21 protein-coding genes are annotated in these 26,189 nt (G+C 54.2%); 4 read left to right on the top strand and 17 right to left on the bottom strand.

The features are described 5' to 3' along the window. Positions 1 to 87 precede the first annotated feature (87 nt). Entirely contained in the window at positions 88 to 744 is a 657-nt protein-coding gene (locus tag ACR0DT_RS21350) for a GntR family transcriptional regulator (protein ID WP_480712689.1), read from the top strand. A gap of 94 nt (positions 745 to 838) precedes the next feature. Here ACR0DT_RS21350 and ACR0DT_RS21355 read toward each other — a convergent pair whose 3' ends face one another. The 3 genes from ACR0DT_RS21355 to ACR0DT_RS21365 are packed head-to-tail and all read right to left on the bottom strand — an operon-like array spanning position 839 to position 2,550. Further along, positions 839 to 1,450: a transmembrane anchor protein gene (locus ACR0DT_RS21355; protein WP_480712690.1), complete on the bottom strand. Its 612-nt coding sequence runs from the start codon at positions 1,448 to 1,450 to the stop codon at positions 839 to 841. A gap of 13 nt (positions 1,451 to 1,463) precedes the next feature. Beyond that, a complete protein-coding gene (locus ACR0DT_RS21360; RefSeq protein ID WP_480712691.1) occupies positions 1,464 to 2,180 on the bottom strand; it encodes a HupE/UreJ family protein in 717 nt (238 codons plus the stop codon). Positions 2,181 to 2,229: 49 nt separating this feature from the next. Continuing rightward, a complete protein-coding gene (locus tag ACR0DT_RS21365) occupies positions 2,230 to 2,550 on the bottom strand; it encodes a hypothetical protein (RefSeq protein WP_480712692.1) in 321 nt (106 codons plus the stop codon). A gap of 91 nt (positions 2,551 to 2,641) precedes the next feature. Here ACR0DT_RS21365 and ACR0DT_RS21370 point away from each other — a divergent pair, with 91 nt between their 5' ends. Both ACR0DT_RS21370 and ACR0DT_RS21375 read left to right on the top strand, forming a co-directional pair. Beyond that, the gene (locus tag ACR0DT_RS21370) at positions 2,642 to 2,899 is read left to right on the top strand and encodes a metal-sensing transcriptional repressor (RefSeq protein WP_480712693.1); all 258 of its coding nucleotides are present in this window, start codon (positions 2,642 to 2,644) and stop codon (positions 2,897 to 2,899) included. A 1-nt stretch (position 2,900) separates the two neighbouring features. After that, positions 2,901 to 4,220, top strand: coding sequence for an MFS transporter (locus ACR0DT_RS21375; RefSeq protein ID WP_480712694.1), 1,320 nt, complete (start codon positions 2,901 to 2,903; stop codon positions 4,218 to 4,220). A 380-nt stretch (positions 4,221 to 4,600) separates the two neighbouring features. Here ACR0DT_RS21375 and ACR0DT_RS21380 read toward each other — a convergent pair whose 3' ends face one another. Then, complete coding sequence (locus tag ACR0DT_RS21380) at positions 4,601 to 5,503, bottom strand: LysR family transcriptional regulator (protein ID WP_480712695.1); 903 nt, start codon at positions 5,501 to 5,503, stop codon at positions 4,601 to 4,603. A 131-nt stretch (positions 5,504 to 5,634) separates the two neighbouring features. Here ACR0DT_RS21380 and ACR0DT_RS21385 point away from each other — a divergent pair, with 131 nt between their 5' ends. Further along, positions 5,635 to 6,498 (top strand): MBL fold metallo-hydrolase, encoded by an 864-nt coding sequence (locus ACR0DT_RS21385; protein WP_480712696.1) that lies wholly within the window; start codon positions 5,635 to 5,637, stop codon positions 6,496 to 6,498. 318 nt (positions 6,499 to 6,816) lie between these two features. Here ACR0DT_RS21385 and ACR0DT_RS21390 read toward each other — a convergent pair whose 3' ends face one another. The 13 genes from ACR0DT_RS21390 to repA all read right to left on the bottom strand — a co-directional run bounded on the left by ACR0DT_RS21390 (position 6,817) and on the right by repA (position 25,534). Continuing rightward, positions 6,817 to 8,334, bottom strand: a complete 1,518-nt coding sequence (locus ACR0DT_RS21390; protein ID WP_480712697.1) for a trimethylamine methyltransferase family protein — start codon at positions 8,332 to 8,334, stop codon at positions 6,817 to 6,819. A 402-nt stretch (positions 8,335 to 8,736) separates the two neighbouring features. Further along, positions 8,737 to 11,388: a molybdopterin-dependent oxidoreductase gene (locus tag ACR0DT_RS21395; protein WP_480712698.1), complete on the bottom strand. Its 2,652-nt coding sequence runs from the start codon at positions 11,386 to 11,388 to the stop codon at positions 8,737 to 8,739. After that, positions 11,388 to 11,720, bottom strand: a complete 333-nt coding sequence (gene nirD / locus ACR0DT_RS21400; protein ID WP_480712699.1) for a nitrite reductase small subunit NirD — start codon at positions 11,718 to 11,720, stop codon at positions 11,388 to 11,390. Before nirD ends, ACR0DT_RS21395 begins: the two co-directional genes overlap by 1 nt. Then, a complete protein-coding gene (gene nirB, locus ACR0DT_RS21405) occupies positions 11,717 to 14,152 on the bottom strand; it encodes a nitrite reductase large subunit NirB (RefSeq protein WP_480712700.1) in 2,436 nt (811 codons plus the stop codon). The genes nirD and nirB overlap by 4 nt, the downstream gene beginning before the upstream one ends. A 4-nt stretch (positions 14,153 to 14,156) precedes the next feature. Beyond that, complete coding sequence (locus ACR0DT_RS21410; protein ID WP_480712701.1) at positions 14,157 to 15,836, bottom strand: ABC transporter ATP-binding protein; 1,680 nt, start codon at positions 15,834 to 15,836, stop codon at positions 14,157 to 14,159. 5 nt (positions 15,837 to 15,841) lie between these two features. After that, complete coding sequence (locus ACR0DT_RS21415) at positions 15,842 to 16,924, bottom strand: ABC transporter permease (protein ID WP_480712702.1); 1,083 nt, start codon at positions 16,922 to 16,924, stop codon at positions 15,842 to 15,844. Between the two features lie 73 nt (positions 16,925 to 16,997). Next, positions 16,998 to 18,362, bottom strand: a complete 1,365-nt coding sequence (locus tag ACR0DT_RS21420; RefSeq protein WP_480712703.1) for a CmpA/NrtA family ABC transporter substrate-binding protein — start codon at positions 18,360 to 18,362, stop codon at positions 16,998 to 17,000. A 270-nt stretch (positions 18,363 to 18,632) separates the two neighbouring features. Continuing rightward, positions 18,633 to 19,802, bottom strand: coding sequence for a CmpA/NrtA family ABC transporter substrate-binding protein (locus ACR0DT_RS21425; protein ID WP_480712704.1), 1,170 nt, complete (start codon positions 19,800 to 19,802; stop codon positions 18,633 to 18,635). Then, entirely contained in the window at positions 19,799 to 20,383 is a 585-nt protein-coding gene (locus tag ACR0DT_RS21430; RefSeq protein WP_480712705.1) for an ANTAR domain-containing response regulator, read from the bottom strand. Before ACR0DT_RS21430 ends, ACR0DT_RS21425 begins: the two co-directional genes overlap by 4 nt. A gap of 467 nt (positions 20,384 to 20,850) precedes the next feature. Then, entirely contained in the window at positions 20,851 to 21,960 is a 1,110-nt protein-coding gene (locus ACR0DT_RS21435) for a DUF4172 domain-containing protein (RefSeq protein ID WP_480712706.1), read from the bottom strand. Positions 21,961 to 22,132: 172 nt separating this feature from the next. Further along, positions 22,133 to 23,170, bottom strand: coding sequence for a helix-turn-helix domain-containing protein (locus ACR0DT_RS21440; RefSeq protein ID WP_480712707.1), 1,038 nt, complete (start codon positions 23,168 to 23,170; stop codon positions 22,133 to 22,135). Positions 23,171 to 23,376: 206 nt separating this feature from the next. Next, complete coding sequence (repB, locus tag ACR0DT_RS21445) at positions 23,377 to 24,351, bottom strand: plasmid partitioning protein RepB (RefSeq protein WP_480712708.1); 975 nt, start codon at positions 24,349 to 24,351, stop codon at positions 23,377 to 23,379. Position 24,352: 1 nt separating this feature from the next. Beyond that, positions 24,353 to 25,534 (bottom strand): plasmid partitioning protein RepA, encoded by a 1,182-nt coding sequence (gene repA / locus ACR0DT_RS21450; RefSeq protein WP_480712709.1) that lies wholly within the window; start codon positions 25,532 to 25,534, stop codon positions 24,353 to 24,355. Between the last annotated feature and the right edge of the window lie 655 nt (positions 25,535 to 26,189).

Below are 26,189 nucleotides of genomic sequence, written 5' to 3' on the forward strand. Positions count from 1 at the left end.
GGGCGGTTATGTTTTTTAAGTCAACATTTTTGTATACAAGATTTGATTTCTTGAGTTCTCTCCTGATCGTGAGTAAAACAGAAACCTATGGACCAACGACTTTCCGATAGCATCGCTCAGGACTTAGAAGAGCTTATCTTTGACGGAACTTTTTCAGACGGAGACCGCCTGGACGAAGTCAAACTGGCAGAGCAATTCGGTGTCTCAAGAACGCCACTTCGGGAAGCAATTCAGAGGCTTGCTCTGTCTGGGCTGGTAGAGCTCATCCCGCGCAGGGGTGCTTTTGTGCGACAGCCCGGCCCGGTAGAACTGATGGAAATGTTTGAAGTCATGGCTGAGTTCGAAGCCGTTTGCGGTCGACTTGCCACTCTACGAATTTCCGAGGAGGCTTTGAAGGACCTCATCGACGCCAACAATAGATGTCAGATGGCGGTCGATGCCGACGACCCGGACACATACTACTACGAAAACGAACGGTTCCATCGAATCATATACAATCAGTCTGGCAATTCATTCTTGGAACAAGAGGCGTCTAAGCTGCACAGACGGCTCAAGCCCTTCCGACGGCAACAGCTTCGGCTTCGGGGCCGTATGGCACAGTCGATGTCCGAACATGAGGACATTGTACGGGCTCTCGAAAGCGGCAACCCTGAAGAATCAGCAAATGCGCTACGCGATCATGTCGCTGTGCAGGGCGAAAAGTTTCACAATCTGATGGCGTCTTTGAAGCGTGCATCTGAGTAGATCTGTGAGCGACGGATTATTCGGCATTAGTGTTTGAGTAGACGGCTCCTTATCGACCCGTCGCGCAGACTTTCTGCGCGACGGATTAATTCGATTACTGGACGACTTCACTGTAGTCGCCGCGGACCTGCACCATCACTGATACATCGCCGGAATCGCGGTTGCGCCAGAACCAGCCGTGCTCACCGGAAAAGGCCGCTTCAATGGTGCCTTCCGCACCTGCTGATCCTCGTCCCTTTTCATAGGTGATCGACTGCCCGCCGCCATGGCCGTGCAGGTCGAAGTTTATCCGCCCGCCTGTTACAACCATGCGGTACTCAGCCGCTGCACCTTCCTCCATGACCAGCTTCCACTCAGCCGACTCTCCAGGTGTGAGAGTAAAGCTGGTTTCATCCTGCCAGACCTCGGCCTCTTGCGCTTGAGCCGAACTGACAAAGAGCCCAAGAACTTCGTTCAGCAGGCTCGATTGATCCTGGTTTTCAAGTTCTCGATCTGCTTCGGCCTCGTCCGCAAGCTGTGTTTTGATTTCACCCATCTCCTGCAGCCCCAGCACACGGCCCACACCGGTCGGGTCGATCCCGTATTCGGCCGGCAGAACCACCGTGACAAGGATCACAGCAGCGGACGCACCTGCGATGATGGTCGAGCGGATAAGCTGTGCCGAGCTCGGCAGTTCCTCAAGACTTGGTCTTTCTGTGTTGAACATTTTTTGAACTCCGTTACGTGGCGGCAAGATAGCCGGTGATCTGATAGCCCATCAGGATGAACCCGAGGGTCATCATGACGACGTTTACGTTGTATGCTTGTTGGAAGAAGTACGGGCTTTTGCGCCAGAACCCCATGACGATGAGGATGATCGCAAGGGCCGTAAGTTGGCCAAGTTCCACACCCACATTGAACGCAAGCAGATTGGCAAGAAGCCCTTCCGGAGCGATATCGTAGTCGAGGATTTTGGTTGCGAGCCCCATGCCGTGAAACAGACCAAAAATCAGCGTCGCGGCTTTTGTATTTGGCTGGAATCCCAGCCAGCGCTGGAACGCGCCAAGATTGTCGAGAGCCTTGTAGACGACTGAAAGCCCGATAATCGCGTCGACAATATACGCGTTTACGCCCCAGCCAAACCACACTCCCAAAAGCATTGTCGTCGAGTGACCGATCGCAAAGAGGCTGACATAGATGCCAACATCTTTGGCTCGGTAGAGAAAAAACACGACGCCAAGCAGGAACAGGATGTGATCGTAGCCTGTGACCATGTGCTTGGCCCCAAGATACATGAAGGGGATGATGTTCACGCCCCAGATTTCCTGGATGTAACCAGCATCGCCTTCAGTGACGTTATGAGCCAGCACCTGAGACGAACTCAGCGCCAGATTGGTTATGATGAGGGCCAGCAGGAGCGTCGCGCGCCTGTCCAGACCCCGAGAGAATAGATTCATGGATGATCTCCGTTGTTGTGTGATGTCGAAAACCCCGATTGGGGCGACGTCACACGCGCGGAGGTCGTTCTATACCGTTACTCCTGAACGGACCGCCCGGCACCCTGTCGAAGGCCCAGTCATCTGGGAGCGAGGCCAGTGAAAGCGCATTGCCCGATTCCGGTATAACCATTTGGCTGTGATCATGATCTGCACCATCATGACTGTGCCCGTGCATCGCCCACAACAAATCTTCTTCAAATCCGTGAGTATGCCCGTGCTCTGCAATTATCTGCAAATGCTCCTGCACGGTTTCGATCACTGTCGGAGCATGGCCCGAGTTGGGCTGAAGCGACCACACGATCAAAGACAGGCAGACCAAAGCTGCCATCGCATTTTGCGCATATCTCTGAACTGCTCTCACGCTTACAGGTGCCTCTGCGACCTTGTTATATCCTCCCCCGGGGGTTATCTCGGCTTATATGACAAAACCACAAATTCACGCAAGCCATCCCGCACTCATAGCCCGGCTAAAACGCGCCGAGGGGCATCTGCGATCTGTTATTGCGATGATTGAAGACGGCAAACCTTGCGTTGAAGTCGCCCAACAACTGCACGCCGTTGAAAAAGCCGTGACCAATGCCAAGCGGGTATTGATACACGACCATATGAATCATTGTTTGGGTGGCGACAGTCCCCATGATCTGGACGAGTTGCGCGCCATTTCCCGGTACCTCTGAAATGTTTGACATCCTGAAAGATCGCACCTTTCGCCACCTTTTCGCGGCGCAAGTCGTGGCACTACTGGGAACAGGGCTGGCCACCGTGGCACTTGGCTTGCTTTCCTTCGATTTGGCCGGGGATCAGGCCGCCATGGTGCTTGGAACAGTCTTTACGATCAAGATGATCGCCTACGTGGGCGTGGCTCCGATAGCAGCCGCTGTTGTGACTCAGTTCCCCCGCCGTGCGGTGTTGGTCGCGCTCGATTTGATCCGCGCGGGTGCGGCTGTGTGCCTGCCCTTTGTGACAGAGATCTGGCAGATTTATGTGCTGATGTTCCTGCTACAATCAGCTTCGGCTGCTTTTACTCCGACATTTCAAGCCACGATCCCGAGTGTACTGCCAGACGAGGCGCGCTATACCCGCGCCTTGTCGCTGTCGCGGCTGGCCTATGATCTGGAGAATATCATTAGCCCGACCCTTGCAGCTTTGCTGCTTGCCGTATTGAGTTACAACACGCTCTTTTTCGGAACAGTTTTTGGCTTTGTCGCCTCGGCTTTGCTTGTGGTTTCGATTCTGTTACCCGATCCCGAACCTGCCGAAGGCAAAGGTATCTACGACCGCACCACACGGGGCATCCGTATTTATCTTGCGACACCACGATTGCGCGGATTGCTCGCTTTAAACCTCACTGCCGCCGCTGCTGGGGCGATGGTACTTGTGAATTCGGTTGTGCTGGTACGCGGCACGTTAGGCCTGTCAGAAAGCGCGTTGGCCTGGACCATGTTTGCTTTTGGGGCAGGTTCCATGTTGTCCGCCCTTGTCTTACCGCGACTGCTTGATCGCATAGCTGATCGCCCTGTGATGATTGCGGGAGCTACCATGGCGATGGCGACACTTATGGTACTGGCGATACTGGTGATGAGCTTCGGCGTGTCATGGCCCATCTTACTCGGGGCGTGGTTCCTTGTTGGCATCGGCTATTCTGCGGTACTAACACCCTCTGGCCGCTTGTTGCGACGATCGTCTCAAGAAGCCGACCGCCCCGCCTTGTTCGCCGCGCAATTCGCACTGAGCCACGGTTGTTGGCTGGTCGCCTACCCTTTGTCGGGGTGGCTAATGACCCGGCACGGTACCGTTGAAGCTCTGCTTGTTCTTGCTTTGACTGGTGCCATTGGCATTGTTTGCGCCCTGCGCCTTTGGCCTCGTGACGATCCTGAAACGCTTACGCACACTCACGAAAATCTTCCACTGGACCACCCACACTTGCAAGGGCAACGGACGCACACGCACGCCTTCGTCGTTGACGACGAACACCCGCGTTGGTCGCCAACTCTTTGAGTTGAAGCCGTGGATTAAAAGCCCGACGCGAAGAGAAATTAATGATGCCATTGGCTCTGGTCGCATTCTCCGAACTTTGGAGTCGATGAAGAGACAAGACGACACATAAGCTCTAAAGGATTGGTTTTGGTCTGAATGCTGCTTTTGGTCCGTCGCCTCAAGTGTTTGCCATTGCCGCGAAGATCAGCATTCCGCCCCACGACGTCCCAAAGTAATAAACGGCCCGTTGCGCACCTTAGAACAATCAATCAACGCTGCAATGCTGCTTGTCTGAAACGGACGTTAACTGATTCTGCTGCACGCCTATTGAACATCAACAGACGGTCACAATGCAGGCATTCGCCGCTCATTTTGCCCAACGCTGGTTTCGCTGTTGCTTCCTAAGTCAGTTCTTTCCTGATGTGCTCGGCAACGAGTTGCGAAAACCGCTGTGTGGCGATCGATCTGTATTGCGTCGGCGGATACACCGCGAATATTCCTCCGGACGGAAGAGGCCAGTCCGGGAGAAGCTGGACAAGGGATTTTTCCGCAAGCTCTTTTCGAACGTAGAAATCCGGAAGGATAGAGATACCCGCGGATTCAAGTGTCATCGCTTTGATTGCTGGTGTTACGTCGGCCGACAGGGCCCGCGTCATTTCAACATCGACCGAGTCGCCAGAGCGCCCTAAAAACCGCCATCGGAGCGGAGTAGATAACGCCTGATGCTCGATAAACGGAAAATCCGCCAAATCGCTTGGCGTTTTGGGGTCGCCAAACTCATCAACCACTCTTTCAGAGGCGACGACGATCTGCCTGAAATCTCCCAGTTTGCGCGCAATGTTTGCGGAATCGGCCAACCAGCCGACCCGATATGCGATGTCGAACCGCGCCTCGACCGGATCAATTCGTGCATCACTCAGCGTCAGCTCTATGGTTACTGCCGGGTACAATCTACGAAACGTCGCCGCGACCGGGGCAACATAATCAGCGCCAAAATCAAGTGGTGCAGTGATGCGCAATGACCCAGAAGGTTCAGTGCTGCCGCGGCGCACCATGGCATAGGCTTCTTCTGCTTGTGCAACAGACGCCTGCGCCGCCGCGTAAAATGCTTGACCGATTTCCGTCAGGTTCAGATGGCGGGAATTTCGAACAATCAAAGTTGCTCCCAGCTCTTCTTCAAGAAGCTGCAATTGCTTGCTTACAACTGCCTTGCTGACACGCAAGCGATCAGCCGCCGCCGTAATGGTTCCGGCCTCGGCTATGGCCACAAAGTACTCCAAACGATTCAGGTTTGGTTTTGCCATTTAATGTCATCTTTTAACTGACGTTAAGTCCATTTAATGCGCATTTAGCTGACAACGTCGACTCCTTATTTGAAACACACAGGGCAACCGTGACGGCTATTTAAAGCTGCCCCCTGACAAAGGAGATGAGTATGAAAGCAATCCTGACCGCTACAGCAACTGTGATGATCTCGACGGCTGCAATGGCAGCCGACCTAAAGATCACTCATTTCACCCCCAACGAAGACAGCTTGTTTCCGGTTTCTTCAAATCTGATTGAAGGGCCTAACGAAGTACTTCTGATCGACGCGCAGTTTGAAAAGGACGACGCCGAGCAATTGGTCACCATGATCAAGGCCACCGGCAAACCGCTCACGACCGTTTTCATCAGTCACAAAGACCCCGATTTCTATTTCGGGCTGGATACGATCCGCGCAGCCTTTCCCGATGTCAAAATCGTCGCCACGCCGGAAACCGTGAAAGGGATCGAGAAGACGATCCAGCTCAAGTATGATTTCTGGGGGCCGATCCTGAAAGACAATGCCCCAACCGGATTAATCATCCCTGACGTTCTGGAAGGAGACAGCTTGAAAGTGGACGGCGAAACTATTCAGGTTGTCGGCCTCGATGGCCACGATCCTGCCCATACCTTCCTTTGGGCACCCTCTGAGAAAACTGTTCTGGGCGGTGTGGTTCTTTACGAAAACGTCCATGTCTGGCTTGCTGACAATCAAACGCCTGAAAGCCGCGACAAATGGCGTGCGACCTTAGACCAGATCACCGCACTCAACCCTGGGCGTATAATTCCCGGGCACGTCATCGGAGTAAGCGCCGAGGATGAGAGCATCGTTGATTTTACCAGAGAATACGTCGCCGCTTTCGAGGGCGCATCGGAGAAGGCGGAGAACTCCGCCGAGTTGGTAGCGGCGATGCAGGAAACCTACCCCGATTTTGAAAACGTGGGTGATCTTGAACTCAGCGCGCAAGTTATCGAGGGCGAACGCTCGTGGCCCTAAGGTCAAGTTTAGTGCCAGGGCGCGAGATCATCGGGCCTTGAATTCCTAACAAACAGAGCGCCGGACCCTTCAATCCGGCGCTCTGCCTTTGAAAAGTGCGGAAAAATGGAGAGCGAACTAACCCTCATCGACTACCAGATTTAAAGACATCCGCCCGTGTACTTCGCGACGCTTGAAACTTGGGGTTTGAAGCGGGCTTTAAACATGGCGTAAGGACATGGTTCTAGAAATCAGTACCTCCGGTCGATCGGCCCTAAACAGACACTCGCAAGACTTTCAAACATTGCTGCGCGGCCTCCCCAATCAAGCCATTCGAGTTCAGTGCCACATGTCCGGCAACTTTTCCTTTTTGCGAGCCATAAAGGTTTGTAGCTCTTCGTCAGTTCCCTCGTCGAGCGGCGGTGCCTCGTAAGCCTTGAGGCAGGCCTTCCATTTTAAATTGGCCCGCCGCGCCATGTCGGTCGCGCCCTGTTCGGACCAGTTTTCGAATGCCTGCGTGTCCGACAATTCGGCATCATAAAATGCAGTCTCGTAGTGTCTAAGCGTATGGGCGCAACCAAAGAAATGCCCGCCCGGGCCGACTTCGGCAAAAGCGTCCATGGCAAAGTCTTCATCATCTAGAATCAGGCCGGTCAGAAACCTATGCATGGCGCCTAAGTAGTCCGCATCCATAACCAGCTTTTCGTAGGATAGGGTCAATGCGCTTTCCAACCAGCCCGCTGATTGCAGCACAAAATTCGCGCCGCTGAGAACCGAAGCATGCAAGGCCGTCACGCTTTCCATCATCGCCTGCGCATCGGGCAATTTGGAACTGGTGAAGGCGCCTGAACACCGAATTGGAAGACCTATCCGCCGCGCAAGCTGGCCGGCCACGTAAGACGCCAGAGCGGATTCCGGAGTGCCGAAAGAAGGTGAGCCGGTCTTCAGATCAACCGAAGTGACAAAATTGCCAAAGATCACCGGTGCGCCCGGGCGGACAAGCTGGGCCAGCGCGCACCCCACCAATACTTCGGAATAGGCCTGTGTCACTGCGGCAATCATCGACACCGGCGCTGTGGCACCTCCCAGAACGAAGGGCACAACAACCGGGCACTGCCCCGCAGCAGCATAAGTGCGGATCGCCCCTGACATCGCATAATCGAATACCAGCGGCGAATTCATATTGATATTTGCCATGATTACGCAGTTCCGGTCCACGAAATCTGCACCGAAGACTATGCGCGCCATTTCGATGCTGTCCGCAGCCCGTTCGGGAGCAGTTACCGATCCCATGAAGGGTTTGTCGGTCCATTTTAGATGTGCATAGACCATGTCCAAGTGGCGCTTATTCACCGGCAAATCGGTAGGTTCGCAGGTGGTTCCGCCGGAATGGTGCAGCCAAGGCGACATGTAAACGAGCTTTGTCAGGTTCTCGAAATCCCGGATGGTGCCATAGCGACGACCGTGGTCGAGGTCGCTTACAAATGGCATGCCATAGGCCGGAGCAAATATCACGTTGTTGCCACCCAGTTCGATGGTCCGTTCCGGGTTTCTGGCGTGCTGTCGAAAGACCCTGGGCGCTGTTTTGAGTAGTTTTTGCAACAGGCCCGGCGGGAAACGAACCCGATCTTCCGACACATCCGCACCCGCTGCATGCCATAGTTTCAACGCCTCGGGATCATCGAGAAATTTCACCCCAACCTCATGCAGGAGTTGCTCGGATCGAGCCTCAATCAGTTCTAGCCCTTCGTCGCAAATCAGGTCGTAGGTGGGGATCTCGCGGCGAACACCCGTAATCAGCGGCGCCTTATTTGGCGTCGAATCTCGGCGGGCTTTGCGTCGACGCGTGGCTGGCATGAAGTGTCCTGCAATTCACGGTTTCACTACCGCATCGTTCTCCAAAAAAGTAGAACAAACTGCTCTGGAAACGACAAGGGCAGCCGATACCGACGCCAACCCATTCGTTGTCTATTGAAACTTGAAAACCGCACCGGTCTAAAAGACAACGCCCAAATGCCTGACCGGCTTTCAGAGACATGGCTGGCCCAAAGCCGGTGTTGATCAGCCCCCTAGATGCTGCGATTGAGGCCTGCTTTCCAAACAATCACCGCGAGTAAAAACCTTGTTGGGGCTTGACCGGGGAAACGCGACCATGACCATCTGCGGATGCGACACATGGGGTGAATGGAACCCGCAATGCTTTGAAAGCTGATTTAAGCAGTCGCCTAACCTGCGGTAAAAGCACTATGTTTGCCGTTTTTATGCCTGCGGACAAGGCTCCTCTTTCTCGTGAAGTTGTTTTGATTGCTCAATGACTAAGTCACCTATCTCTGGGCGACACGAACCGCAGTTCGTTCCAGCCTGAAGAGCATCTCCGATATCGTCCACACTGTTCAAATGCTTGTCGTGAATTGCGCGGATGATGGTTCTTAGCCCGACTCCGAAACACGAACACACGATTGGTCCGCAGTCTTCTGAAGCTGCAGATGAACGCCCAGACAAGATTTGTTGCAGCGCGACCTTGGGCAAGGTTGCCAAGTAATCTCGCATCAGTGTGATAGGCTCGCGGGATATGAAGAGCACCGCCAATACGCGCTGCCCTTCTGATAACGCAATTCTGTACGACCCACGCTTGGAATCTTCTACTGAAGTGGCCACGGCATCAGGTAGTCCAAACCAATCTCGGGCAGTGATTTCCCAATCTTCTATAATTTGTTTACCGGCCAACTCCATCCTGTAACCCTTGGTTGTTTTGGCGCTTGCCCAATACTCAGCGCTAGGTGTTGCAGCAACAACAGAAACGGCGAAACCGTACCATGCGGCATTCATACGTCGTACAGATACCGCTGTAGACTTGCTTTCCGGTTGTCCGGATATCGGATCAGAAACACTTGGAACTAGCGCTCCCACACGTGCTGATGGAGCGGTTTCACCCGTCCAATGAATAGGAGCAAACACTTGACCTGATGCAACAGTTTCCGTGATGCGAAGCCGAAAGATGCCGCTTCCAACAGAACTATTGATTTCGACCAAATCGGCAGTACTGAGGCCCAGTCGATCAACGTCCTTAGGGTTAATCTCCACATAAGGCTCGGCAAGGTGGGCCGATAAACGAGGCGACATGCCGGACCGGGTCATAGTGTGCCACTGATCCCGATTTCGCCCTGTGTTTAATAGAAACGGATACTGTTTCGAAATTTCCGCCTCGGGTGGTCGATGGATGACAGGAACAAAACGAGCTTTGCCATCTGGATGAAAAAACTGCCCGTCGCCGAAAAAACGGGTGTCTGATGCGCGCGATCTCGCCGGCCACCGTGTCGGGTTCAACGCCTCATAGTCGTCGTCATCAATGTCCGAGAGTCCTGCAATGTCGAAGTCTTTGCCAAATGAGACGGCGAGCGTGGTCATATTGGCGTATTCTCGAAATATCTGCGCCGGAGATTCATAACTGAAAGCCTCTGTCCATCCCATGCGGCGCCCAACCTCGGCAATTATTTCCCAATCCATGCGTGCTTGTCCCGGAGGTGCCAATACGGAGCGCTGTCTGCTGATCGTGCGGTCTGAATTAGTTACGGTCCCCGATTTTTCAGCCCACCCAGCTGCCGGCAGCAAGACATCTGCGAGGCGAGCGGTATCAGTTTTGGCCGTTATGTCGCTGACGACTGTAAATGGACAATTTTGGATGGCAGCCCTCACTCTGTCTGCGTCGGGCATTGTAGCAGCAGGGTTGGTGTGGATGACCCAGAGCGCCTTAATCTGACCGTCCTCGATGGAACGAAACAGATCGACCGCTTTAAGACCCTGCTTCTGCGGAATGGTTGGGGCGTTCCAGAACTGTTGGACTGCATCGCGATGGTTTTCGTTTTCGATATCCAGATGACAGGCCAACATATTGGCCAAACCACCAACCTCTCGCCCGCCCATTGCATTGGGCTGACCAGTGACCGAGAACGGTCCCATACCTGGGCGTCCGATCCGACCTGTTGCCAGATGGCAGTTCAAGATCGAGTTAACCTTATCTGTCCCGCTTGAAGATTGGTTTACGCCTTGGCTGAAAATGGTTACGACCCGCTCAGTGCCAAGCCAGAGGTTGCAAAAAGCTTTAAGCTTGGCTGGATCAATGCCAATTGCCGTATCTTCGTCCTCTTGCGCGGCCTTCAACGCATCCGAAAACCCAACCGTATGAACCAGGAAGTCCGGCGCGATACGCCCTTCTTCGTGGATTTTTCTTAGAAGTCGATTGAACAAGGCAACATCACTACCAGGGTTCAGTGCCAGATGGAGATCGGCCTGATCGCAGCTTGCAGTTCTGCGAGGATCCACAACGACAATCTTGGTGTCACGTGCCTTGCGCGCGGCCAGAATCCGCTGATACAGGACAGGATGACACCAGGCGAGGTTCGAGCCGACCAAGACAACCAGATCAGCCTGATCCAGATCCTCGTAGGTGCCTGGCACCGTATCTGCCCCGAATGCTCGTTTGTGACCTGCCACCGTCGATGCCATGCAAAGCCTTGAGTTGGTGTCGATATTGGCGGACCCGATGAACCCTTTCATCAGCTTGTTGGCGACATAGTAATCTTCGGTCAGCAACTGCCCTGAGACGTAGAATGCCACGCTGTCCGGACCATGTTCCGCAATTGCTGTTGAAAACCGATCAGCAACCAATTGCAGCGCGTCTACCCACTCGGCGTCTTGCCCAAAAACCCTAGGAGCCAGCAAGCGGTGTTCCAGCCCTACCGTTTCCCCCAACGACATGCCTTTCGAGCACAACCGACCGTGATTTGCCGGGTGGTCCGGGTCGCCCCGAACTGTCAGTCCTCCGGCTCCGTCAGGGCGCAGCAGGACACCACAACCGACTCCGCAATAGGCGCATGTCGAACGCACCTCGGGCAGAATGGTGCCATCCATCAGGCGGCACTCCGGCGCGTCACCGCGCTATCGTCCAATAGAATACGACCGTCTTCGATACGAACGGGATACGTGGCGATCCGGCCTTCATCGGCGCCGTGCGCTACGCCCGTATTCAGATCGAATACCCAATTGTGCAAGGGACACGTCACGGACTGTCCATGTACGATGCCCTCGGACAGTGGCCCGCCTTTGTGCGGGCATCTATTGGTGGCTGCGAAGACCTCGGCTTCGGCGGTTCGGAAAACGGCGATGCACCCTATATGCGTTTTGACCAGACGCGCACCGCGCAAGGGCACCTCGTCTAAATGTCCGATGTCGATCCAGCTCATTCTGCGGCCTCCAATGTGAAATCTGCGATTGGTGCGTAGGTTTTTGCCTTTTCTTGAACGTGTTCGGCCCAAGGGTCCTTACGGTAGACGCTTTGTGACAATTCGAACCGTTCGACCAGGGCGGCACGGTTGTCATGATCTTCAACGACCTGAGCCTTGACCCAGTCCATGCCGACCTTGTCTAGCCATTTGTACAGACGGTCCAGGTATTTGCCGCCCTCGCGATAGGCCTGCGTAACGGCCATCACAACTTCGGTCGCTTTTTGCTCTGATGGCACCTGGCACAGAAATTCGGTTTCGCGCACGTCCATACCTGCGGCCCCACCGATGCTAATCTGGAAGCCAGAGTCTACGCAGACTACCCCGATATCCTTGCACGTAGCCTCGGCGCAGTTTCGGGGGCAACCGGACACGGCCAGTTTCAGCTTGTGTGGCGTCCACGACCCCCACAGAATTTTTTCAAGTTTGATACCCAGCTTGGTGCTGTCTTGCGTGCCAAACCGGCAATGATCGGTACCGACACAGGTCTTCACCGTCCGCAGACCTTTGGAATAGGCATGGCCTGAGACTAACCCGGCCTTGTTCAGATCCGACCAGATCGCAGGTAAATCCTCACCCTTCACTCCAAGCAGGTCGATGCGTTGGCCGCCAGTAACTTTGAGGGTCGGCACGTCGTACTTGTCTGCTGCATCCGCGATCGCGCGCAGCTCATCCGCCGTCGTGATTCCGCCCCACATGCGCGGCACAACGCTGAAAGTCCCATCCTTCTGAATATTAGCGTGTTTGCGTTCGTTCACGAAGCGGCTTTGCGGGTCGTCCTGGTATTCCAGCGGCCAGTTCGCCAACAGGTAGTAATTGATGGCCGGGCGGCAGACATGGCAGCCGTTGGGCGTGTTCCAGCCCAGTTCCTGCCAGACAGCGGCCTGACTTTTCAACTTTTGTCCCTTGATCAGACGGCGCACATCTTCGTGTGTCAGGTCTGTGCACCCACAGACTGGCTGCGCCGTTGGTTTTTCGAACCCATCACCCAGAGTGACCTCCAGCAATTGCTCGACCAGCCCGGTACAGGTCCCGCAAGACGCGCTGGCCTTGGTGCTGGCACGCACAGCGCCAAGGTCATTGGCACCCGCGTTGATCGCGTCGATTAGGTCCCCTTTGCATACGCCGTTGCAGCCGCAAATCTCCGCCTCAGGCGGCAATGCTGCAACGGCTGAGAGAGGGTCCGCGGTATCGCCTCCCTGATATGCAGGGCCGAAGATCAGCGTCTCACGCATCTCGTCGATGTTGGTGCCGTCCTTGATCAGACCGAAGAACCAGCTGCCATCGACAGTATCGCCATACATAACAGCGCCAACCAGACAACCCGCTTCGATCACAAGGCGCTTGTAGACCCCGCGTGAAGGATCGCGGAAGACGATGTCCTCACGCCCGGGCCCGTCGGCAAAATCGCCAGCACTGAACAGATCACAACCGGTGACTTTCAGCTTGGTTGACAGCGTTTTCTGAACAAAGGCTGCGTCTTCCTTCATCACGGCCTGCGCTGCCACTTTCGCCTGATCATAGAGCGGCGCGACAAGGCCAAAAACCCTTCCGTCATGTTCGACGCATTCACCCACCGCATAGACGTCCGGGTCCGAGGTCAACATCTGGTCATCCACGTGTATGCCGCGCCCGGTGGCCAGCCCCGCCTGTTGCGCCAGCGCAATGTTGGGACGGATCCCCACTGCCATGACCAACAGGTCACATGGCAGCTCGGTCCCATCGTCAAGCAACAAGGCGCGCACCTTGCCGTCTTGTCCGACGATTTCTTTGGAATTCGCCTGCAGACAGATTTTGATGCCTTTGTCTTCCAGCGATTTCTTGAGCAAATAGCCGGCGGCTTCGTCCAACTGACGCTCCATCAGGTGACCCATGATGTGAACCACGGTCACGTCCACCCCATGTGCGGCCATACCTGCGGCCGCCTCAAGCCCCAGCAAGCCGCCTCCGATTACAACAACCTTGTTGCCGGGGCCCATGCCCATCATCTGCTGCGTGTCTTCCAGGTCGCGATAGGCGATCACGCCCTCGAGATCATGCCCTGGTAGAGGGATCATAAACGGGTTCGACCCGGTTGCGATCACCAGCTTGTCGTAGGGTACATGCCCATTTGCGCCTTCAACCACCTTCATCTCGCGGTCAATATTCTCGACCTTCTCGCCAAAGCGGCAGGCGATGCCACGTTCGGCATACCAGGCGTCGTCATGGGTGACGATCTCTTCATAGGTCTTCTCACCGGACAGAACCGGGCTGAGCATGATGCGGTTGTAGTTCCCGCGCGGCTCGGCGTTGAACAGGGTGATGTCGAATGCATCGGGCGCGGAATCCGTCAAGTGCTCCAGCACCCGGCCCGAAGCCATCCCTGCGCCTATAACAACTAGTCTTTGCTTCATGGTTTCACTCCGCTGCAATCGCTTTGGGGGCGGACGATTTAGGCTTGGCGCCGTGTTCGTATTCCTCGAGAAAATCGAGAACCTCTTGCCGGTAGGCGTAGTAATCCGGATGCTCGAGCAATGCCTTGCGTGTGCGCGGTCGCGGCAGATTAACCTTGGTGATCTTACCGATGGTCGCCCGCGGACCGTTGGTCATCATCACCACGCGGTCAGCAAGCAGGATCGCCTCATCCACGTCATGGGTGACGCAGATCGCGGTCACTTTGGTGCGGGACCAGACCTCCATCAGCACTTCCTGCAACTCCCAGCGCGTCAGGCTGTCAAGCATCCCGAAGGGCTCATCCAACAGCAGCAGTTTGGGGGATAGGGCAAAGGCACGGGCGATGCCGACGCGTTGCTTCATGCCGTTCGACAGATCGCTGGCGGATTTGTCCATCGCGTCAGCCAGACCAACGCGTTCCAGATAGTATTCAACGACATCTTGTCGCTCGGCGATGCTGGCTTTGGGGTAGACCTTATCGACCCCAATCGCGACGTTTTCCTTGGCACTGAGCCACGGGAACAGGTTGGGCGACTGGAACACCACGGCACGTTCAGGATCAGCGCCTTCGACGTGGCGGCCATCCAATTTGATCGCACCTTTAGATATCTCATTCAGCCCCGCCGCCATGGTCAGAACCGTGGATTTGCCGCAACCGGAATGGCCGATCAGCGAGATAAACTCACCTTTGTCGATCTTCAGATCAAAGTCTTCTACCACAGTCAGCGGCCCTTTGGGGGTCGGATAGACCTTGTGCAATTGCGAGAAGTTGAGGAAGCGGTTCAGAATCATCCCCTTCTGAGCCTTGGCAACCGCTGTTGGCACACCGTGCATTGGCGTTACGTCGGGCAGGATGCGTGAGCCTTCGACCTTGGCCTCGATCCCCACATCCATAAGGTACTTGGTGACGTCGGCGCGCAGGCGTTTGAATGTTTCATCATTGTTCATTGCCCCTCGATCACGCGGTCGAGGGATCGAAACGCGAAACTCCTGCCCCAACGTGCCATCCGGGTTCAGGGCAATGATGCGGTCGGCCAGAATGATCGCCTCATCCACATCGTTGGTGATCAGAACACAAGTCTTTTTGTCGGCTTCCCAAATATGTTCGATCTCATCCGCCAGATTGGCGCGGGTCAATGCGTCTAGCGCAGAGAGTGGTTCATCCAGTAACAAAACCTCAGGGTTCATCGAAAGCGCGCGGGCCACATTCACCCGCTGGCGCATACCGCCGGACAGTTCGGCCGGGCGACGCGTCACAGCGTGGCTGAGGCCAACCATCTTGATGTATTGTGCTACCTTATCGGCTTTCTCGGCTTTGCTGAGACCGGGAAAGACTGTATCAACCGCCAGCCCCACATTGCCGCTGACTGTCAACCACGGCATCAGTGAGTAGTTCTGGAAGATCACTCCGCGCTCAGGGCCGGGTCCCTTGATGGGTGCACCTTTGAACGTGACCTCTCCGTTGGTCGGGTGGTCCAGCCCGGCCATCAGGTTTATCAGGGTCGTCTTACCGGTGCCCGAGAAACCGAGGATCACCAGAAATTCGCCCTCTTGCACGTCCAGATCGATGCCTTTCAGCACATCCGTGCGCGCGATGCCTTCGCCGAAAGACTTTGAGGCGTTTTTGAAGCTTAGGATACTCATCACGTTCACCGGGTATTCGTGAAGGTGAAGAGGGATTGCAGCGCGTACATCACCCGGTCCAGCAGGAAGCCGATGATGCCGATGGTGAAGACCGCAACCATGATCTTGGCCAGAGAGCTGGAGGAGCCGTTCTGGAACTCATCCCAGACGAATTTGCCGAGACCGGGGTTCTGCGCCAACATTTCAGCTGCGATCAGAACCATCCAACCTACACCCAGCGACAGGCGCAAACCGGTGAAGATCAACGGTAGCGCAGAAGGCAACACCAGCTTGGTGATCTTTGTATAGGTGTTCATCTTAAGAACTTTGGAGACGTTCACCAGATCCTTGTCGATGGATGCGACGCCCAGAGCGGTGTTGATCAGGGTCGGCCAAAGCGAACACAGGGTCACAGTGATGGCCGAGATCAGAAAGGATTTTGCAAACCAGCCGTCATTGGTGACGTAGACCGCAGATACGATCATGGTAACAATTGGCAGCCATGCCAGCGGCGAGACCGGTTTGAAAATCTGGATCAATGGATTCAGTGCGGCATTTGCCGTCGGCGACAGTCCCGCAGCGATCCCAAGCGGCACGGCCACAACGGTTGCGATCAGGAACCCGAAGAAAACGGTTTTGATCGAGGTCCAGATTTGCTGGTAGTAGGACGGAGCCCCGGTATAGGCGACCTGCTTGACCTCATCCGCGCGGCCCGCATCAATCAGCTTCTGGTTTCGTTTTTCTACCATCGTCTCGAACTTGGTGCGCTTGGCGGCCTTGGCCTGCGCGTCCTCGTTCAGGTTGAGCATTTCCGACCAGACCTGAGCAGGCCCCGGAACAGCTCCCAAAGAGGTCTGTACTTTAGGTGCCAGCGTCGCCCACAGCAGCAGAAACGCGCAAATCGAAAGCAGGGGAACGATCAGCAGCCGCCAGATCTCGGTCATCTGGGCGCGCGGGTTATCCCCAGCAGCGGCTTTCAGGATCGGGGTGGCCCAGCTGAGGCCCAGAATCTGGAACCATTTGTCGGCGGTGTTGATGCGGGTGAACAGGCGGGCGCGACGCTCCTCTCGGGCGGCGTCTGCGTTGAATTCGGGATCGACAGTTGTCATCTGATGTGTCCTTGCGATGGCGGGGCACTTTGGGGTTCACGCCCGACAAGAGACGGGCGTGGCGATTCAGGGGCTAGCCTTGCACGTCCGTGCCGACGATCGTTTGATCGCCCTTCAGACCGATGGACAGGCTTTCGAGATAAGCGTTGGGAGTGCGGCCGTCATAGACGATTCCGTCAATGATATCCTCGGCCAGGGTCGGCGCCTTGTAGCCGTCACTGTCCCATGGGAAATCGGATTCATTCGCCAAACCTTCATCGACCAGTAGGCGCGCGGCTTCCAGATAGATCTCGGGCTTGTAGACCGATTTGGCAACTTCGTCGTACCAGCTGTCCGATCTCGCATCGGGGATCTGACCCCAGCGACGCATTTGCGTCAGGTACCAGACGGCGTCCGAGTAGAACGGATATGTCGCGTTATAGCGGAAGAATACATTGAAATCAGGCACTTCACGCTTGTCGCCCTTTTCATATTCGAAGGTGCCGGTCATCGAGTTGGCGATGACATCGTAATCCGCGCCCACGTATTCCGGACGGCTGAGGATTTCGACCGCTTCGGGGCGGTTTGCGTTGTCGTTTTCATCCAGCCACTGTGCGGCACGGATAAGCGCCTTGGTCACGGCCAGAGTTGTGTTCGGGTATTCCTCGGCAAATTCGGCAGTGATGCCAAAAACCTTCTCGGGATTGTTCTTCCACAGTTCATAGTCGGTGATGACTGGAACGCCGACGCCTTTGAAAACGGCTTGCTGGTTCCACGGCTCCCCCACGCAGTAACCATAGATCGTGCCTGCTTCCAACGTCGCTGGCATCTGCGGTGGAGGCGTGACCGAAAGGAACACATCTGCTCCAATTTGACCTGTCACGTTTTCGGGGCTGTAGAACCCTGGATGCAGACCACCAGCGGCCAGCCAGTAACGCAGTTCGTAGTTGTGGGTCGATACTGGAAAGACCATGCCCATGTTGAAGGGTTTGCCTTCGGTTTTGTATTTCTCAACGACCGGGGCCAAAGCTTCAGCGCTGATCGGGTGCTGCGGTCGGCCATCATCCATCACCGGGATGTTTGGCTTCATCTCTTCCCAGACTTCGTTAGACACGGTGATGCCGTTGCCGTTCAGGTCCATCGAGAACGGCGTGATGATATGTGCTTCGGTACCATAACCGATTGTTGCGGCCAGAGGTTGCCCCGCCAGCATATGCGCACCGTCCAATTGCCCGTCGATCACACCGTCCAGCAGCACCTTCCAGTTGGCTTGTGCTTCCAACGTGACGAACAGACCTTCGTCCAGAAAATACCCCTGCTCATAAGCCACAGCGAGGGGCGCCATGTCAGTCAGCTTGATAAAACCAAAGGTCAGTTCGTCTTTTTCCAGCGCCAGTTCGGCAAACGCAGGAGAAACAAGCGCTGTTGTCGCAGCCATGCTAAGAAGTAGCTTTTTCATCTCGGTCCCTTTCGGTTCGGCCCAACACGTTGGGCAAACAAAAAAGCCGCCGACACAGACCGCCGGGAGGAGATGGCGGTTGGTCGAGCGGCTTTGCTCTTGTTAGACACCCTAGAGTATGGGCAAATTTCGTTGGTAAGCGTCGTTGCCTACCGATGTCTTCATTAAGCCAGTCAGACATCGAGGCGTCACTAGGTTTTGCTATTTCTGAGCAGGATTTTCTGCATTGCAGCGACTCTTAATGCTGCAATGCAAAAAATTTGTGCAGGCTTACCCGGTCGGCTCGAAAATGCGCCGGTCAAAAAATTCGTTTTGAAGCAGAATCAGGCTGCCATTGGCCGAAGCAACAGCTGTCGACTCGGTCAGCGCACCTTCCAGTTTTTCGGATGCGCCGGGTGTCTCAACGTTCAATCCCTGCAACTCACGGCGATACAGATCGCTGCGAAAGACCCTGGCGGCCTGACGCTCGGCAGCCCCAACATCCAACCCGTTTCGTATTGCGAGCTGATGCGCGACCCATTTCGCCTGGCTGCGCCATGGAAAGGTGGCGGCGCCGTCAAAGAACTCGACAAACTTCTCCACGTGACGCTGTTCTCCACGCGCGGAAATCGTGAATTCGCCCAAAAGAGCGCGGTCGATCAACTCGGGTGAGACATTCAGGTAGGTTTTACGCGACAACATCTCAGACGCTGTTGTTCTACTTTCCGGGTTAGAAAGCCAACGCGCAGCGCGCCAGACAGCCCGGATGAGACTGCCCAGCAGGTGGGGTTCAGTTTCAGCCCAATCGCTTCTTACGGCCAATACCTTTTCCGGTGCGCAAGTCCAGATCGCCCTACCTGGCAACAACAAAACACCGACGTTGTCGTCTACGGCGAAAGACCCCCACGGTTCACCCACGCAAAACGCATCAATCTCTCCGCTTGCCAGTGCCTGCGCCATCAATGGCGGCGGGACAGTGCGAATTTCGACTTGCCTCGAGGCGAGCCCGGTTCTTGCAACCCAATAGCGCAATAATTCGACATGCATCGAAAACGGGAAAGGCACCCCAAAAACAAGAACGTCACCAGCGGCCTTGGCCAAGGCGGCCCCTGCCGCTTCGGCATCCCTAAAGTCGAAATCGTATCCCAAGTCGACCAGTCGATCCGCCAGTTTTGTGCCAACCCCAATCACGTTGCCATTCAGGGACAGGACAGAAACGGCGGAAAGTGGTGTCGCCATGCCGCCCAGACCCAAGGCCATCGCCACAGGGACCGGCGAAAGCATATGCGCCGCATCAACATGGCCAAACGCCAGCAAATCACGCAGCGATGACCACGACGGAGCCGGTCGCAGGTCCAGCGAGATACCCTCGGAATGATCAAATCCCATTTCGCGGGCGACAATTAAGGGTGCAGCATCGACCAAAGGCATATAGGCTACGGGCAGGGTTACTGTTCTCATGATAGCAACCCCGATGCTGTGACTAACGCTTTGGCCACATCAGCCACGCGCTGATTCTGGTTCATCGCGGTTTTACGCAACAAAGCGTAGGCCTCATCCTCCTGAAGCCCTCGTGCCTTCATGAGCAGCCCCTTGGCCCGGTCAATCAACTTACGCTCCTCCAGTGCGCGGCGTGTTTCTTCCAATTCCACGCGCATCTGTCGCAGCATCTGAAACCGAGCGATAGCGGTGTCCATGACAGGTTTGATGCGATCGGCGTGAAGACCGTCCACGACATAGGCCGACATACCAGCCTCGACTGCTGCTTTGGCTAATCCGCCCGCCGCGCCGGATACAAACATTGCGACTGGACGTTCCATAGGCCCCGAGGCAACGGTCAATTCTTCCAGCATGTCGCGCGATGGATTGTTTATGTCTATCAGAACAAGGTCCGGGCTATGCATTGCTATTTTACGTGCCAGCCCAGAGACATGGCCGATCACAAAAACGTCTACATCGCCAGAATCTTTTAAGGCATCTATAATTGCAAAGGCACGTTCTTGGTTTTGTTCGACTAAAACGACGGTCAGGTGATGTTTCATGAAGACTCGAATGAACCCCACCTGTGTTGATCACAATTCGAAAACCATCAAACTCTTTATTAACCTGCAAGATCGCCCAAATTATCAGCGTTTTTTTTGGTTTAGCGGAATGACTGCACAGCTTTTCTGCGTGCCATTAAATTAAACTGCTTTGAGCACTCTCAATTGCAATTGTTCGAGTCTTTGGCTCTTGCATCTGTTCGTTATCTTCGGCGCCGAGAGATTAGTATTATTTCTATTGACGATGCTAAATCTCATCCCGCTTGAAGAGCCCATGGCTGTCGCTGCGCTTCCATAGCCTTGGAGCGGCTTGCTATCGTGGGTCCGCTTTAGTAGCTCGAACGCCGCGATCCCGCAAATGCAGCGAATGGCCGCTGCCCGACCATTGTACCCCAATAAAGACGGCTTGGTAGCTGACGCGTGTGCAACTATGTTCGAAAGAAGCTGGTGCCGAAGGTTCAGCCCCCCTACCCTTCCCGGTCCAACTTTAGCCAATAGCGTGTGTACCGAAGTTCACCCGTTCGGGTCAGAGCGCCCTTCTCCACTAGATCTTGCAGATCCCGCGTCGCAGTGGCACGCGACGTTCCCGTGATCGTAATATAATTCTCAGCACTCACCCCCCCTTTGAAGCCCTCCGGCCCAGCCTTGAACAAGCGAGCGATAACTTTGCTTTGACGAGGGTTGAATTTATCACGATGCCGGTCATAGAAATGCGTCTTGGATATAGAGAATCCAACCCGTTCAAGAGTCACCTGCTGTGCTCTTAGGACGGTCTCGGCAAACCAGACAAGCCAAGGTGTGACGTCCAGCGTCTTTTGATGACGTTCGAGCTGGTCGTAGAAAGCCTTGCGCTCTCGTTCGATCGTGAAAGCAAGCGCAATCAAGCTTGGACGACCAATGTTTTGCGCCAGTGATTTTTCAACCAGTGCTCTGCCCAACCGACCATTGCCGTCTTCCAAGGGGTAAATGCTCTCGAAATAGAGATAGCTCAATCCGGCTCGGTTCAGAGCGCGCAAAGGTTCGGTACCATCTGGTGCGGTCCGGTTAAACCAGGTGACGAACTGGTCCATTTCTGCTGGAACCTGATGTGAGGGCAGCGTTTTGAAATATACCGTTGGGCGATCGCCCCGGCCTGATGTGATTTGCATCGCATCCTTCTGGCTCCGGTAGGCTCTGATCGTTTCCAGATGCCTGCCAGGGGATAGAAGCATTTGTTGCCATCGGAACAGTGTGTCATGTGACAGTGTCTCCGAATAGGTTGAATAAACATCCACCATCATCTCTGAAACACCCTGCTCGCGCGGTTTGGATGGATGGCTGCCGGGAGCCAGTCCAAGATGTCGACGCAAGGAAGATTGCACGCTGAGCCGATCCAGCCTCTCACCTTTGATCGCACTGGTTTTCATTACCACTTCGCTTAGCAGGTCGATACGCAGTTGATCTCGATCCGAGGCGCTCACATGACGTACTGCTCCAAGGACTTCCCCTGAGGACAACAGGAATTGTTGCTCGTAAGGTTCGAGTATTGCGGCATCGTAACGAAACGTCGGCCAGTCAGGGTTCTGCCAGTTCCACATCGTGAGGAAAAGTGTTCCTTTCTATAGCTCACCATTCATCTCGAAATGATTTATAGAGGTCAATCCTATTGCTCACCTTTTTCAGGCTTTTCAATTCGATTATCGATTAGAGGGGCTATTTGAAGCCGAGAAATCTCTTCTAGCTTCCGAAAATCTAAGAAGCATTTGAGGCTCACGACAGCATTGCGATTGGAGAAATTTCTCCTTTTTCAATCTTAGCAAGCAAAGAAATCAAGTAAGCCGCTGGAGACTGTATTTTTTCAGCGCGTTGCATAATGTATCCGAGAACGATGAAGCGGATAGCTGGGCTATATGTTGACTTCATAGAATACCAGGTTTGGCCAAGTATCAGATATTCGGCGATATTATCCATGAGTCGATCGCAATGGTGCTGATCTTTTGCGAAGCGTAGTTCTAAGCACAACCTTGGAAAACTGCGCTCCATTTGGTCGGGAGAAACCCGAATTTGAGAAAGTTTTTCTTTTTTAACTTCCAGATTCAAAGAGTCCTCTTTGTGCCCCTCAATATCATTGTCACTGGCCCTCAATTTTTCCGTTTCTTCCTGATTTATCTCTGAGATTTCCACAGAAATTTCCGCTAGCAGGTCGCGGAGTAAGTTTGCGTCTGGCTTACGACGCAGAGCATTGCGCACGGTGACCATCAAACCCGAGATTTTAGCGTCGTCTGCCAGGAGTTCCCTGAGGCGCGCTAGAGCGGCCGAAACCTTGTCGCGGAGTACAGTGTACTCGAGAACTCGATCAGCATGCCTCTGGGCCTCTTGGATGAACTCAGCGTGCCGTTCAGACAAAGGCATCAAGGACAGCCCAGTTGCGGTGACTACCCTGCCCTGTCTATCCCGGCGTGCCCAACGTTTACCGTTTGCGCTCATGACGCGACGGATAAGTCCAAGCTCAACCATCGCAGAGATATGGCGTTCAACGGTCTGAAGGCTAACATGTGTTCGTTTGGCAATCGCCGCGTTGGAAGCGAAGCAGATGTGATGATCATCCTGGTCTGCGGAAATCTGATCCCCGCTCATAAAGGAAATCATCGCTCTCAGGATATTGAGGGATGTGGATTTTAACCCAAGGGGCTCTCTGGCCTCTTCAACGGCGCGAAGAAGTCTCCATTTTTTGGACGTACTACTCCCCTGCCCGGCCGTTCCCGGCAAGGTTGCTCCATTTGGAGCCAATGCAGATAGTGTATTCATGAGATTTTGTCAGCAGACAAAGAAAACCTGTTCACCCAGAGGCGTTTTTTGTTGTGTCGCGATTCGCGGGCTGTTAGGGTTTAGGTGTCTAATCTATAACCACTAGTTGGTTTTCAGCCCTCGGAGCCTTAGGTTTCGGGGGTTTCTTTTTTGCTTTCCTCCTTTTTGCTCGTTGCCTCGTGCAGAGTTAACACTTGTTAACCCGCTTACTCCTCGGCGCTTTCTTTGAAGCGCTCGTAGGAATCCTGAATGATTTGCCCAAGGTTTTCCGAAAGCCAACTTGCGTAAGCTTCATTGTCCCCTGCCCTTTTGATCGTCATGTTTACCCCGGAATTGGAGGTCTTGATAACAACGTCGGGTGCTGGTTTGACTTCTTGGACTTTTTTCTTAGGGTTCAAGCTAGCTAAAAGCCCGTTTAACCGATCGTCTGAATTGGACGCGTTGAGGGTTTCTAAGAGCTTCTTAGCCTCGTCCGCAGTTATCATCTTTTTCCGCAGCGCATCGGCGAGTGCTGTCCATTTAGGTCGCCCGGACTTTGGTGCTGGGCCAATCATGTCCCCCAAATCGTCCGGAATATCGTTTGTGACTCGCTCCAATTGTGACAGCGTGTTTTTAGAAATCGCCAGTGCTGTGATCGCTTCCGAACGGTCATAACCCTGATTTAGAATTTCGCGGGCGAACCTAGCTCTTTCGTAGTAACTGAGGTCGACCCGGGAAGAGTTCTCCAGACCTTTTGCCTGAAGTGCTTCTTTATCATCAAGCGTCCTTACCAACGCGCGAACTGGCTGCTTTAGATACTGACAAGCTAAGATGCGGCGACGGCCGTAAATAACTTCGAAGTGACCGTCGACTTCCTCGGAAGGACGCAACAAAACGGGAACTTGTTGGCCCCCTGCGTCCTTGATGCTTTCAGCAAGTTCCAGAACGGCATAATCGACGTTCGCCTCGGCGTCAGAGTTAACAGGTGTTAACTCGATGCCAAGCCTGTCTTTTGGGCCCCAGGGTAAAATGAGTGAGGTATCGATGTCTTGGATACCCCCGGCTCCAACACGAACCGATGCAATCGTACCACGTGGAAGTGCCGCATTGGCGCGTTCCGTTTTTGCAGGAGGGATTGGCGGGTTTCCGGCTGCCGCAGCAATCGCTGCAGCCATGCTGGTTTTGTTTTGCTTAAGTGCCATTTCAACGGCCCCACGCTGTTTGAATCATGTTTGAAACTTCCTGCCCAACGGCATCCATGCTTGTTCGGGCGCGGTCATAGGTCGACCGTGTCATTTCTGACCGAACGACTTCGTACATTGTCATTTTCAGCATCGCGGCATCTGCGATGGCAGTGCTTCGTAGCGCAGTTGCTCCGATCACTCGATCCTGAAATAGCGCGCGCATTAGGCTGACAATTTGCTGAGATGGGGTATCTGACGGGTCGTCTCGTGTTATGAGGAACCGGAAATTGTCATGGACAATCGGAATCCCAGAATTTTCAAACTCCTCAAGGTACGCCGAAGTCATTTCAAGAAACTGCTGCGTGGAGGCTACGTCCAACATGCTCGGAGTCAGCGGCACGATCACAGACGTCGCCGCGAATAATCCCGCCAGCGTGAGGAAGCCCAAAGAAGGTGGGCTATCGATAATGATCACATCATAATCTGCCTCTACCGTCTCGATAGCATTGGCGAGCCGATTATAGAAGGGGACACCTTTTCGAGCGTAGACAGCGGTTTCTGTTTCAAACTCTGACAGGATCAACTGGGCGGGGGAAAGGTCCAAACTAGGGAAGTAGGTGGAACGAATACACTCGGACATTGGGGCCGGATCTTCGTAGCGCAAAGCATCATAGATTGAGTTTCCCTCAAACTCGATTTCAGGTTGAATTCCGCAGAATCCAGTTAGACTACCTTGCGGGTCAAGGTCGATGGCAAGAACGCGATAACCTTGAAGCGCAAGATAGTGACACAGATGAATGGCCGAGGTGGACTTTGCACTGCCGCCTTTGAAGTTCATGAGTTGAATGACTTGAAGCCGATCGCTATCGCGACGGCCGGGGAGATATTTGCCGGGCTTTCTGGAGCTGCCTTCAAGAATCTGGCGCATCGCATTGATTTCGGCTCCGGAGTAAAAGCGCCGGCCGTTCTTGTTGACTTCCGGTTCTGGAAGTGACCCCTCAGCATGTCCCTTTCGTAAGTACTGTCCGGTTGTGCCAAATAGGTCTGCAACCTCTGTCGCACTGAAGAGGCGAAGGGTCTTTGATAACTCAGGAGAATAGGCCTGAGTTAAGTGGGTTGTCAGTGCAACTTGTAGACGATCAGAGATTTCACGTGTAACATGAGATTGCGTCGCCGCAGCAATGGGTGTGGTCTGTAGCATAGTTGCAGTTTTCCTGCTCATTTTTGTATGGTTGCGCAACTTGCGTACATTTAGGCACTTGTATTCCGATTCATGTCAAGAGAAAAATCAATAACTTGTGGGTGGCCGCAAGGTCTGCACAAACGCTCTGAAGTTAACAGCTGTTAACTCACGTCTCTACTGAGTACTTGAGAAGCGCTTGAAGGTCGCGTAGTGCAAATTAGAATTCAGGCTCGGAGCCAATATTTTGAAGGATGATTGACCTCAAGAGCATTGTTGCTTCTTGGTGTCCAGCAAAGCCTGGTTTCAAATCCAGAAAGGCGCTCAATCTTACTTAATCATCGGAAAAGTAACTATTGGAATGCAGCGTTTCACGCCGCTCCAAAACTGAATGCGCAGATTTATCTGACAAACGTCGATTATTTAACTGGCGTGGTAGGGCAGGGCGGGCGGTATTAAAATAGCAAGTTCTCTGTGCCAACGAGTTACCGCCGTAGTTTTTCCTCTGAAGTTGGTCTTCGGAGGTATTGCGCCGCGACAGAAAAAATTCTGATGCTGCGGAACGATTGAGTAGATATTGCATTCACCCCAACATGTCTGCGGCTGGGTTTTCGGCGATATCGACGTCGTCGTAATATTTCTGCGCCTGGGCCATGGATCGATGCAGCGACAGGCG

This window comes from Ruegeria sp. BI11 (assembly GCF_056538005.1).